Source organism: Vibrio tetraodonis, assembly GCF_003350295.1.
Lineage (GTDB): Bacteria > Pseudomonadota > Gammaproteobacteria > Enterobacterales > Vibrionaceae > Vibrio > Vibrio tetraodonis.
Map to the genome: position 1 here is coordinate 82,814 of NZ_QLYY01000013.1, position 13,345 is coordinate 96,158.

The window sequence follows — 13,345 nt, forward strand, 5'->3', positions numbered from 1 at the left end:
AGTGGCATCAAAAGTAAAAGAAGTAGAAACCGGACTAAAAAATGCCCCGTTTTCAAGGAAAAGTGTATCGCGGAACTTTGACAAAAACAGGCCTGATTGTAAAGTAGCAAGAAGGTGTAACGTCAACTGATTCGGAAGTTATCTAGAGGAAATCTATTAAGGTAATAGATAAACTCAGTTGACAATAGCTACCCCTAAAATTAAACAGGTCTCGCAATAAGAGACCTGTACTTAGATACTAACGACAACAGAAGCGATGAACTATAGCGTCTTCTGAGATCCTATAATGATCAATGCCGCACTAAATATTAGCCCAATTATACATATCCACTGCCTTTTGGTTACCTCTTCACTTAAGAACAATAACGAAAATAGCGCTGAAAAAAATGAAGATAAGCGTCTGACTACAGAAACGTAAGCCACATTACCCAAGGAGGATGCCCAATAAAATGTTATCAACGTTAAGAAGTGCGAAATAGATGCCAAAATACTACCTCTTATTCCTGATACTTTAAGGCTTTCTCCAGTGAATAGAACCATATATATGCTGATATATATCATTGAGGCGGTGACCACCAGACTTGTCCACAGTACAGGAGACACGATTAGAGCGCCTTCTCTATGCAGAATCGAGCTTACCGACCAGCACAGTGCCACACATAACATTAGCAAAAAGCTTCTGTTAGATAGCATTTTTTTCCAATTCGCCCCTTGACCATAAAAGACAAATATCAGAGAACACAATACACCGAAAAAGCTGATAATCGATGGAGTAAAGCCCTGAAAAAAGTAATTAAGCAACAGCTGAAAAACAGGAATTAGACATAAAATTGGAGCTACTTCCGATACTTTTCCTAACTTAACTGCCAATGCATAACAAACAATAGCAATCGTATCCAAAAAAGATGCTAAAGATAGTAGTAAGACTAACTGACTGTCGATGTCTTGAATGCCAAAATAGCTGATAATGACAATAGATATAGGTTGGATTATAAGCAATATAAAATAAGCCGACTTAATCCCACTCACATCTGTTTTTTTAGTCGATATATCTCTTAGCGATAGAAAAAAAGCAGAACATAGCGCAGCAAAAAACCACATGGCTAGCTCACTGCTTTATGAGCAAATGTATAAGCTTTGTAGAATTCGTCGATATCATCCGTCGTCATATCTGCCCTTAGCGTAACACGAATGGAAGCTTGCCCCCTCGGTACAACAGGAAAGAAAACTGAAGAGGTAAAAAAGCCTTTATCAAGTAGCAAAGAACAAACTGAGTTCGCTATTGAGTCATTGTACAATCTCAATAGTCGTATTGGCATGATGTTTCCTTTCTCTTTAGTGTCAAATAGAGAATCAAAATACTGTATGATATTTTGCAGATGTTTTTGTAGATGAATTAATTCTTCCGATTCATGGATATCCAGTGATGCCATGCCAGCACCAATACCAGCAGCATTTAAACTTTGAGACCAATTACTTGGTCCTCCATATCGATTAATCTTCTCTTTCATTCCATTATTTGGCAACATAGCGAGGCCTCCGCTGGCTCCATATGCTTTGCCTAAAGATGATACTACGATCGTACGGTCATTTAACTCACCTAAGCTGCTTTTTACGAAACCTTCACCTTCGCACCCTATTGCTGATAGAGAGTGAGAGTCATCCAGATAAAGGAAAAGTCCATATTTATCTTGCAGATAAATAAGATCGTTGATTTTCGTTAACCCTCCCATGCTATATGCTCCATCAGCCACATAAGCAACAAATTTTTCTCTACGACATAACTCTTCTAACTGGTTCATATCATTGTGGTCAATCGTAACTATGTCTGTCTCAGCTGAGCATGCAGCTTTAGTATGATTCATTGAATAATGAGCATATTTGTCAAACACAATTACTGGTACTTTGTTCTCTGTCAAAACTCCCGATGATAAAAGAGGCAAAATCCCGGAGCTTGCAGCACTACAAGAGAGCGTAACTAAAGCATGACAAGAAAAATAATGTGATAGTCGTTGTTCATAGTCATGTAAATATGAAAGTTTTAATCTGTTTCTCGAGTTTGGTATACGCAACAAGCCTGTTTGTTTAATACCTTCTATTGCCCCTTGTACAATCTTAGGATGAAACTCTAGACCCAAGTATGATGTCGTACAAAAATGTCTAAATTCCGTACCACTGTTCAGACTATATTTATTAACTCCGGTAGCACATGCATTCAAAGAAGTAATTCCATGACTCAACGCATCATCCCATGATGACTCAGCTAGCGTTAGGACTTTCTGGTAGTTCGTTCTATGATTTTTAACTAGTTCCACTTTTTTACTCCTACATAAAATGGAAAGTATTTATAGTCATTTAAATCAATAAAATACAACGAAATAGTCAACAAATTGGATATGAAACATATTTTATTTAATTTATTTCAATTAGTTGCATAAACATTACTTAAAATTGTGATAAATAATTTAAAATTAGAAATGTAACACCCTGAAACATTATAACTTTTTAGCCCACTTTTTAAGCATTAAACTTTACCAAGGTGTGCAAAACTCATTCAAAAATAGACAATTACAAAGAAAAAACTCAACCGTAATCGGCTCAAAAGCTCAGGCTGGCGCACTAAAACCTATCCTCAACAAACAAAGAGTTCATTGTTATTTTCTTGAATAACTTCCTATCAGGCACTCGCTCCCTTACCGTTTACTTCATTGCCAACCTACTTAAGTGAAGCCTTAAATCTACAAGGTCTAACGTCCACGACAAAAACTCAGATAAATTGATATGAATTTTGGATAGCAACTGATTGAAGCAAACCAGCCATGGTTACTAGGGGAAATCTATTGAGGTGTGTGTCCTTGTAATTTTAAAGTAAAAAGGCCTCGCATATTGCGAGGCCTTGGGTTTTAGTTCAGCACACTATAAGATTGAGTGTGTGTCCTCATAATTCTAAATAATTAACCTTCATTTAAACTGCTGATTTTAGGCATATCATTTCTCTATCACCAATACTGATAATAGAGATGTTAGCCAGAATACCACGTCTATCAATACCAAAAATTACATTGTTATTTTTTAGGTACTCTAAAGGTTGATCACTCTCAGGAAATGATATTGATAAATAATCTTTCCCAATTATAAGATCAAACTCTAAGTTGAAATCATCAATGAAGTTGTCCTCAAAATTTCGAGACACTTTGTGTTTTAGACTATTCCAATTACCTAAGTCAAAAGCAGGCAAACAATTAGTCTTAGAATAGTTATTCCCATAGGGGTAAGCATCTTCATGTAAGTGAATGTTTTCTTTTTTCATACTCACAAGTGTAATGCTCTGTATAGTACCTGTCTCTCTAACAAAGCCAATTTCCATAAGTGAGTAACGACCATCGCCAATTCTCCAGTATAATGGCTGCATCGACGAATCACATTCAAATCTAACGCTAAATGGCACATACTCATCAAATTCGATTGACGTACCAGCACATTCAGTTTTTTCTTTAAGCTTTATCATCATTTATATAGTGCATGTTTAATTACAGGCAACGTGTCTCCCGACTTTCCACTACCAACCATAATTTCCCAGCGGCCGACTTGGATCATCTCATCTCTCTTATAGCCCTGAGATAATGCCTTATTGACAGAAACCTGAAAGCTTTTCAGCATTAATTGGTTATTAATAGGATCTGTGTGCGACATCCCATTCCTCGTCAAATACTCAACCATGTGTTTTGTAGCATTTGGGTGTACCCAAAATTTACCACTATCTACGCTCAACTCAAATGATTTGGGAATCAAAGTACCAGGAATAGTACCTTGCGTTGCCTTAATCGAGTCCCATACCTTTCCGGATCCCAACGCAACATCAGTCGCCTTAGTCGCATCATGGACCTTTGAACTCGCGGTGAGCATATCAACCGCTTCGTCTGAGTGTTTCGCTACCGTATAAGCTACTTTACCCGTTTTAGCTGCTGCTTTACCGACTGGGCCTAACAGTATCGTTGCACCTGCAAGGTTACGATCTACGTCACCAAGCTCGACCCCACCAAATATCGTCTCACCAGTACTAAACTCATAAGCCGCTTTAAGGTTACTGACAACAGGAATAAAGTCCATCGTCAGTTCAATAGCTTCAACTAGGCTGAAGTCAAAGTCGAACATTCCCCCGAGCTCATTATGAGTATAATCGATATATGAACCAATAAAGCCATGCGCGAAATTGGTCGCAAAGTCTCCACCATAAATTTCGCTGGTTATCATACCCCCGACAACGCCAGAAACAAAGCTCTGAGCCAGAGTTGTAAGATTTTGCGTGTATTGATGAATATATCCATTTACCGTAGTTTGCAAAAACGATGCAAGGAAAGTATCAGAGAAATCTCGGTCATAGATCAGGCTGTCAGCACCTGCCATTCCAACACTTTTAATGACATTACTGACCGTGTTTGCTAGCGTGGTTCCTTCACCAACTAAATCGATCATATACTGAGTTTCCATCAAACCATGAGCAACACCAGCAGCAATTCCACCAGTAAGGGCTCCATGTAAGATAGACTTTTCAATCCCTTTAAGATCTCCCTTATTGCTGATCACATGACTGGTCGCTGCAACAGTTGCTCCTGTTGCGGCCCCCGCCAATGATGTAGCAACCATGCCTGCACCAAACTGCGCTACCATCACTTCAGAGAAGTAGGTCATTGCATATGGGCTAACCCACGCAGCCACCGCCATCGCGAGCACCATTTCAGGGTTTTCTTTGATCATTTGACCAACGATCTTAACCCCATGGCGCACATCCGATTCCCAGCGACCAACTTCATGACGAGCCCGCCTTTCGAAGCGTTTCGCTTCGTGACGAATTTGACGCTCTACCCGCTGAACTTCATTACGAACGCGGCTTTCGGCACGTTTTACCTCGTTACGCACTCGACTTTCAGCACGCTTCGCCTCTGCCCGAATTTGATTGGCGACTCGACTGCCTTCTCGCGCGAGTTTTTTAAAACCTCTCCCGATTTCTTTGCCTAATGATTTGAAACCTCTCCCAATTGATTTAAACCCTCCACCAAATGAAAAATAGCCGCTTGGGTCAATAGTGTTGACTGGGTTATTTAGGTTAAAAGTATAACGATTGTAATTCGCCACTGACTCTTTGCCTTTAATAAAGGCGTCAGCTTGAATAAACCGTGCTAGATAAGGGTCATACACTCTACCCTTCATATGAATCAGGTCAAAGCCTGCAACACCCACATGACCGAACATAGAGCTATAAGTTGGTGAAACGGCAAACGCATCATCCATTTCAGGCATGAGTACATTATGCGTTGAACCAAACGGGTCAGTGAAGGTTTGTGAAGTAATCGTACCTTCAGCGTTAGTGACCATTATCTGCTGACCGAGCCGATCAGTATGAGAATAAGCGACCGAACAAGAAGACTCACTACAGGTCAGCGCAAAGCCATTGCCCCCATAGGTCTCGTATTGCTTGTTACCTGACGTTTGATTGTAGGTATAAGCGCCGGATGAGAACGATTTTTCTGTTACCCACTCAAGGCTTGATACATCAAAACGCTTATCTGTGCGGACAATCTGTTGACCGTCTGGTCCGTAGGTAAAGCGAGTTTCATCTCTATCAACGACTGTGTTGTCTTGATTGTCTGAGACGCGACCAACATAGACAAGGCGATTGCTCTCGTAACGGAACTGTCTAAGTCCATCTGATAACATGTTGCCATTTTTGTCATAAGTAAAGTGACGAGTCTCACCATTTTCCTCTTCAAGGCGAGTCAGCTTAAACGGATCAGCGGATTCATAGTAATAATCACCCACACCAGTTTTGTAAGTAATGTTGCCATACTTATCATATTCAAACTCGGAAGTGGCTGAGATAAACCCGTTTGCGTTGATCTCTTGGCAAATACCGTTGGCACAGAATTGCTTAATGGTATGAGCTTTTAGCCTGTCTTGTTCATCATAACTGTATTCATCTTCAAATGAAGTTTCGCTACGATTACGGTAGTAAAAATGGCGTTTACGACTAGACAAGAGATCGTTAGAATTATACCGATATTCATAACGGTACACCAAGGTGCCACTGCGTGTTGCCGATTGCTCTAAGAGTTGGCCTGATACACGATCATAGCGATAAAACTCTTCTAAACCATTACCAAAACGCACATTAGTGACACGTTGCTGGGCATCTTTGGCTAGGACTTCTTTATACAGTTCACCGGTTTGAGCATTGGTCCACTTATATGGCGAGCCATTGCTGTAACCAATTTCAAGTGCAAACTCATTACCTAGACGAGAGGGTGTCGTCTCCTTTTTAACTTGACCGTTACTGTTATACTCGTAGTGAGTCGTCTGCGTGTAGCCGTCTTCTAGAGTAATCTCTCGTTTTTTAAGCCAGCCATTGGGCCACTCGTAGGTGTTAACTTCCTCGTATACTGTCTCTTGATTAGCACAGGTTTGTTGTCTACCTGCCACCTTAACAACACGCTTTGGCTCGGCAAGTGGCAGCTTAGTTGGGAACTCGTAACACACGGTTGACTCAGGAGTCGACATACGTATTACGCGGTTAAAATTGTCGTAACTAAACTCGGTGCGGTCGCCGTTAGCATCCTGCTGCCAAGCAAGCTGTCCTTTTAGATTGTAGTGATATTTCCAATGTCCACGAGATGGGTCAATAGTTTGTGTTCTTTGCCCACGCGCATCATAAACATAAACAATCTTGGTTTCTGGGTTACTGTTAAGTTCAGATGACGTCAGCTTACCCATCGCATTGTAGGTAAAGCGAATGGTATTACCAAGATGATCATCAACCTGATATAAAAGCCCTGTAATGTCATGATAACGTCGGACAACATTGCCCCACTTGTCATATGACTCGGTCACATTATCAAGTAGCTCTGAACGGCTTTCACTTTGGCCATTGACCTCATATTCGATTTCACGTGTTTCAGCATCGCCTTTGACAGCGTATGTTACTGCTTCATCACCTTCAAAATGCGGTAATAGTAGCTGTTTCGAATATTTGTCTTGTTTGAGTTCGGCTGAGATAATGAACCTGTCGTCCATACCTTTTAGGATTTGGTACTGCCCACGACTAGTCACACACGTCATTGCACTTGGCGTAGCGTTATATACAACCGAGACTGTGTCACTAGGACAAACTGCCACCCACTCATTCAAGCGTGCTGGCACATCGTCAATTGTGTAAAACTCTGTCTTTTTGGTGATACCACGAGCTGTTTTTGCAACCATTCGGTTTTTGTCATCATAATGGGTTTCCTCATAAGGAGTTCCATTAATTGACGACGTTTCCACTCGACCTGTCGCAGTAGTTCGATACTGATAGTCTATACATTGACCATTTTCACATCGCTGCGTGAGGTTATCACCTGTATATTTGCTTGTCTCACGCAATACAACCTGGCCATTGACCTTTCTAACTCGCGCCGTCACTCTGCCTTTCGCATCCTGAGTGACTGCATCACTTGTGGTATAGCTGCCCTGACGCGTGATCTGTTCAACCAGCTTATCGTCTCGATAAACATACTCAAACTCTTTAACCAATTGATCGCTAACGCCGTTTTCATAGGCTGGACTGATGATACTACGACGTTCAATCTTACCCACTGCATAATCATTTTCAAATCGATAGTCGACTTGGTCTTCGATCTGCTCACCATTGTTGTTATCAGTAATGGTGATGCGTTTTTCTAAGCGGTTTTGGTCGTCATAGCTGTTTTCAATCGTTTTAGTTTGGCTGATATTGCCGTCAATATCATACACTGACTCAACAACGCGCGCTTTCTGGGCTTGACCATTGGATGTCAGTCGCCATTCGATATCGGTTTCAGACAATCGATATTCAGTATTATCGATATGCCCAAAACGTTCGATTTTATTGGCAAGCCCAGCATAGTCACCATGAGTGATATAAGTGGTCAAGTTACGTGTGTTACTGCTCGGGTTCGGCACACTTTCTTGACTCAAAAACTGAGGCTGTCCCGATGCATTAACGCTATAGGAGTATGTCGATTTAGCTCTGCTAGAATCAGAAATTTGCTTGGTATCACGGCTTACAATTGCCATCACACCACCCATGTATTTATAGTTGTTGGTGACGACTTGTTTATCATCCTTCCAACCTGCTAAATATGGGAATTTGTTTAAATTCGCGGAACGCCCATAGTCAAGCTGAATCGGTAAGTAACAACTTGGTTCACTCTGAGATTTTAAGCGTTCACATTGGCCAATCGCCGATAGATAGTTAGCTTGATATGGCGCCTTTTCCCAGCCAGAGCCACTCGCCTTCTTAACACCGGAGGTATCATCGACCCAAGTTTGTGTCTTGAAGAAGTATGAGACAACCTTATCTTCATGCTCAACATCGATTGTGGTAAGATTACCCGCCGTATTAACCGTTACACTTGGATCGGCTTTTAGAGACTCCAACCCTTCAATTCGGTAACTGTTTTCAACAAAAGATAAACGAGCCTGTTTTTGCGCAAAAGGAATCGATAAAGAGAGCGCAGCTTGTCCACCATCAGTCACATAAGAATCAACACTGATACTGTTTTCAGTTTGGGCAAATGAGGCATAAGGATAGGCAAACTGACTTTTAATCAGGCCAGAAACAATGCCTGACTGAACGACACTGGGAGAAGATTTGTAATTATTAATCGCAAACTTGTAGCTTCCCATCCTTACATATACGGATGAGCTTGAACTATATGAGTTGTGGGCTGCGCGCGCCAATTTATTTTTTTGGCTTGTGCGAACAAACTCATTGTACTGAGTCGCTTGTTTAGGAGTAAAACGTTCTGCTTTCCACTGACTGCCTTGTTTCCAAACACGCAGGTAGCTGGTTCTTTCAATTTCTGGCGTTTCAGGCCCCAGAGGGATGGGAGTAACAACGTCTCCATGAATTAAAACCATGGGTCTAGGTTCTACCAACTTTGCATAAAATTGGTAGGTGTCTCTACTTACATCTTTCATGTACACATCAACACGCGTTGCATGGGCTGATGAGACAACAAACATGAGTAGGAAAAATATAAATTTATGTATTTTCATTTTATTTGTATTTATCCAATAATTTCCACTGCGCTTCGTAAACCAATATCTTTAAAGTCCTTATTCCCTCCAATTTCAGTCAATTAACAAAAAACGACTAACCAAACAAAGTTAACCAAATAAAAAAAAGGTAAAACAATATCATTTACAAATACTATTTTACATATCAATAGCTAAGGAAAACAGTAAGATATCAGGATTGAAAAGAGGTAATTTATCCATCTCGAGTTAATAGGATGAAGATGAGAGAACCATTGAAAATGGCTTAAAAGAGGTAGTTCTTAAGATTTGGGAGTAATAACGTGAAAGTTAGCAACATTTTTGGCCAAACTAGAGTAAAACCATGAGCGCTTAACCAAGATCCCTCACCCAGTAAATTATTTGGTTTGAGCTGCCACGCCATTTTAGGGTGAGATCTTTTTTGTCTTGCTCAAATTTGCCGTCAATAAGAACATCGACTTGCTGAACAATAGCGCGTTGCTTTGGAGAGAGTGACTTGAGTGTATAACCCGTCCATAACCAAATATCTTTATCAGGGCACTCTTGTTTTACACGTTTTACCAGAGCCAATATCGACTCTACATTAGCAGGATGAAGCGGATCACCGCCCGATAAAGACAGCCCTCTTCTCTTTATCCGCGTATCATTCAAATCAGCGATAATCTGGTCTTCGAGCTCTTTTGTAAACAAATGACCAGAATCAACTCGCCACGTTGACTGGTTATAACAGCCTTTGCATTGGTGCTCACAGCCGGAAACAAATAAAGTGCAGCGCGTTCCCTCGCCGTTAACGACATCTATTGGATAATAGGCATGATAATTCATTATTTATAGATGCTTCACTCGGCGAATGACTTCTTGTTGCTTACCCGCATTAAACGGACGAGCATCAGGACTGCCTAAATAGCCACATACTCGCCTTGTCACAGACACTGTCGACGAATCATGATTGCCGCAGTTAGGACAGCAAAACCCTTTGCTGGTACAATCAAACTCCCCGCGATAGCCACATTGGTAACATTCATCAATTGGAGTGTTGGTGCCATAGTAAGGCACGCGTGAATAACTGTAATCCCAAACATCTTCTAGGGCTTCTATATTGGACTCCATATTAGGAAATTCGCCATAGCAAATAAAACCGCCACTTGAGAGCTGAGGGTAAACCATTTCAAAGTCAATTTTATCGTAAGGGTTAACTTTTTTTTCCACATCAAGATGGAAGCTATTGGTGTAATAACCTTTGTCCGTCACACCTTTAATCACACCAAATTCTTTGGTATCGATAGCGCAAAATCGGTGACATAGGTTTTCACTTGGCGTGGCATACAAACTGTAGCCATAACCAGACTCCTCACTCCACTGCTTAACTACGTATTTAAGGTGCTGCACTATGTTGAATGCTTTGGCTTGCAGGTCAGTGTTGTCATGTATATGGGTCTCATTACCATACAAGGCGATAATCGTCTCATGAAGACCAATGTAACCAAGAGAGATTGAGGCACGCCCATGCTTAAAAATGTTTGCTATTGGTTCTTGTGCTTTTAGCCTCACTCCGCAAGCCCCTTCCATATACAAAATGGGGGCAACGCGAGCTTGAACGTTTTCTAGCCGAGCAATTCGAGTCTCTAACGCCCTGCGAGCAAGCACAAGTCTTTGTTCAAGTAATGCATAAAACTCGGCTTCATCTTGATTTGATTGCAAAGCAATTCGAGGAAGGTTTAGGCTCACAACACCCAAGTTATTGCGTCCATCATAGATGAACTCACCGTTTTCTTGGTAATTGTTAAGGAAACTACGGCAACCCATTGGGGTTTTAAATGACCCTGTCACTTTTACCACTTGGTCATAGTTGAGAATATCTGGATACATGCGTTTTGACGCACACTCTAGGGCGAGTTGCTTGATATGATAACTGGGATCGTTGCGACTACGATTTAGCCCTTGTTTGATGGTAAATACTAGCTTAGGAAATACCGCCGTTTTGCGGTTTTTTCCAAGCCCCGCTAAACGATTTTTTAATATGGCCTGCTGAATCAAGCAAGAGGCCCAGCACGTACCCAGTCCAAAACCAAAAGTCACAAACGGCGTCTGCCCGTTGGCCGTGTGCAAGGTATTCACCTCATATTCCAAGGACTGGAAAGCATCAAAACACTCTTTTTCGGTACGACTACGAGCAAAACTTTGAGAATCTTCTATGTTCCACTCTTTGGCAACCGCGAGATGCTTGTCATAACTTGCCAAAACGTAAGGCGCAAGCACTTCATCAATACGATTGACGGTTGTACCACCGTATATATGGCTAGCCACTTGAGCAATAATTTGTGCCGTCACCGCTGTAGCAGTAGAAATAGACTTGGGCGTATCTATTTCAGCATTACCCATTTTAAAGCCATGAGTTAACATGCCTTTTAAATCAATCAGCATACAGTTAAACATGGGGAAAAACGGCGCATAGTCTAAGTCGTGATAATGGATATCGCCTTTGTCATGAGCAGCCACAATATCTCGAGGAAGAATTCGAGTTTTGGCGTAATGCTTAGCCATAATCCCTGCCAGTAAGTCTCGCTGAGTCGGAATAACTTTGCCATCTTTGTTGGCATTCTCATTGATCAAATCAAGATCACTTTGAGCAATTAATCCTTCTATTTCCCTCGTTAACCCACTTTGTTTTTCTCTGGCAATATCACGGTCATGACGATACTCAATATATGAACGCGCGAGCGACGGAAATGGGCCTTTCATCAACTCATTTTCAACTAGGATCTGGATATCAGATATATCGATCTGGTGATGAACCATAAGCTGAGCTTCTATGTTAAGCGCTACCTCAAGCGCATAAACCGCAATATTTTTGCCTTTGACCTCTGCAGCAGCCTCCACGGCTGATTGAATACGCCCACGACAAAAAGGCACCTTTGAGCCATCACGTTTAATTACAACTGGTTTCACTTATCCTCCTTAACCCAATCCACAACCGGTCTAAAATCGCAATATAATGATAATAACTATCAGACAGACACTATATGCTGTGTATTTAACGAAGATCGGTAGAGGTGTGTATTGATATCGATCAACAAAGCTTTGTACCTGATGAACAAGACATCAATCGTATTGGCAGAGATCTCACTCTAGTAAGAAATTCTTCTCTTTGTTTGAAGTGTTTATCACTGAATCCGTGTTAATTTCATGTAGAATTGAATGCTTTAATCAATAGCGCTCTTTTGTTATGGCTAAAGCTTACTCTAACTGGAAGTACTTAACACTTGTGCTGATATTCTGTTTCCTCTCTACCTATGTCACGGCATCTTCTCTTTCAGTTACGACGTGGAATATAGAATGGTTAACGACGACGCCTTCCAAACAGTTTATTGAGTCAAAACGAACACAAGCAGACTTTGACGCACTAGCCAACCATTTTGCAACTACGGATACTGACATTCTCGCCTTTCAAGAGGTCAACGACATAGCGGCGCTTCGCGCTGTGGTAGGTAAGGACTATGATATTTACTTATCAGAGCGAGCCAACACGAACAATAAGCGACATCAGTTTGAGGATATAAATCAATACACGGGGTTTGCTATTCGTAAAGGATTATCTGTCGAGAGACAATCTGACGTTAGGCTCGACAAGCGTAAAAACAGTAAGCTTAGATTCGCCACTTATATGATAATCACACCCAAACAAAAACCATCCTTACATATATTGTCGCTTCATCTAAAGGCGCGTTGCAGCGGAGCATATAAAAACAGCAAGGATTGCCAAGTCCTTATGTCTCAGGGGAAAGCATTGAACCAATGGATTTTAGATCGCGAAAAAGCAGACGAGCAATATATGATTTTGGGAGATTTTAACCACAACCTGAGTTATCAAGGTGACTGGCTATGGAATGAGATCACGCAAACTTCTTCAGCCAGCCTTGCGACACTGTCCACTCAACCACGTTGTAAAGTCCGCTCTAGGAACCAACCTAAGCGCCTTCACCAATTTCGCTCTTTGATTGACCATATCATAGTCAGTCAAGAGCTTTCACTGAGCACGCCAAAGCAGGTCACTTTTCCAAGTGAACAAGTGCTTAAATACCACTTAAGTGATCATTGCCCATTACAAACAACGCTTGAGTGAGCAGAGTACAATACGGGTTAAGCATCCGTTAAATTAAAATTTATTAAGCTCTAACATCGAAACGTCTAACATTTGGACCATATTGGTTGGTACAGACTATGTCATTGACTGGAATGATATTTAGATGCAGACTGCCTTATGTAATATGTA

At 41.2% G+C, this 13,345-nt stretch carries 7 protein-coding genes; 1 reads left to right on the forward strand and 6 read right to left on the reverse strand.

The window, feature by feature from the left end:
• Positions 1–261: 261 nt before the first annotated feature.
• From DPF90_RS10155 to nrdD, 6 genes are all read right to left on the reverse strand, one after another.
• The gene (locus tag DPF90_RS10155) at positions 262–1,101 is read right to left on the reverse strand and encodes a DMT family transporter (RefSeq protein ID WP_114786225.1); all 840 of its coding nucleotides are present in this window, start codon (positions 1,099–1,101) and stop codon (positions 262–264) included.
• A 2-nt stretch (positions 1,102–1,103) separates the two neighbouring features.
• On the reverse strand, positions 1,104–2,315 hold the full coding sequence (locus tag DPF90_RS10160; protein WP_114786226.1) for an aminotransferase class I/II-fold pyridoxal phosphate-dependent enzyme: 1,212 nt from the start codon (positions 2,313–2,315) through the stop codon (positions 1,104–1,106).
• A gap of 650 nt (positions 2,316–2,965) precedes the next feature.
• Positions 2,966–3,511 (reverse strand): hypothetical protein, encoded by a 546-nt coding sequence (locus DPF90_RS10165; RefSeq protein ID WP_114786227.1) that lies wholly within the window; start codon positions 3,509–3,511, stop codon positions 2,966–2,968.
• Positions 3,508–9,072, reverse strand: a complete 5,565-nt coding sequence (locus DPF90_RS10170; protein ID WP_114786228.1) for an RHS repeat-associated core domain-containing protein — start codon at positions 9,070–9,072, stop codon at positions 3,508–3,510. Before DPF90_RS10170 ends, DPF90_RS10165 begins: the two co-directional genes overlap by 4 nt.
• Before the next feature lie 351 nt (positions 9,073–9,423).
• Complete coding sequence (gene nrdG / locus DPF90_RS10175) at positions 9,424–9,897, reverse strand: anaerobic ribonucleoside-triphosphate reductase-activating protein (protein WP_114786229.1); 474 nt, start codon at positions 9,895–9,897, stop codon at positions 9,424–9,426.
• Between the two features lie 3 nt (positions 9,898–9,900).
• The gene (gene nrdD, locus DPF90_RS10180; RefSeq protein ID WP_114786230.1) at positions 9,901–12,021 is read right to left on the reverse strand and encodes an anaerobic ribonucleoside-triphosphate reductase; all 2,121 of its coding nucleotides are present in this window, start codon (positions 12,019–12,021) and stop codon (positions 9,901–9,903) included.
• 277 nt (positions 12,022–12,298) lie between these two features.
• On the opposite strand from nrdD, the gene DPF90_RS10185 reads away from it, so the two are divergent.
• A complete protein-coding gene (locus DPF90_RS10185) occupies positions 12,299–13,195 on the forward strand; it encodes an endonuclease/exonuclease/phosphatase family protein (protein WP_114786231.1) in 897 nt (298 codons plus the stop codon).
• Positions 13,196–13,345 lie beyond the last annotated feature (150 nt).

Coding starts and splice junctions, on each gene's coding strand:
- DPF90_RS10170 (WP_114786228.1), bottom strand. CDS start 9,072: ATGAAAATACATAAATTTATATTTTTCCTACTCATGTTTGTTGTCTCA.
- nrdG (WP_114786229.1), bottom strand. CDS start 9,897: ATGAATTATCATGCCTATTATCCAATAGATGTCGTTAACGGCGAGGGA.
- DPF90_RS10185 (WP_114786231.1), top strand. CDS start 12,299: ATGGCTAAAGCTTACTCTAACTGGAAGTACTTAACACTTGTGCTGATA.
- DPF90_RS10165 (WP_114786227.1), bottom strand. CDS start 3,511: ATGATGATAAAGCTTAAAGAAAAAACTGAATGTGCTGGTACGTCAATC.
- DPF90_RS10155 (WP_114786225.1), bottom strand. CDS start 1,101: ATGTGGTTTTTTGCTGCGCTATGTTCTGCTTTTTTTCTATCGCTAAGA.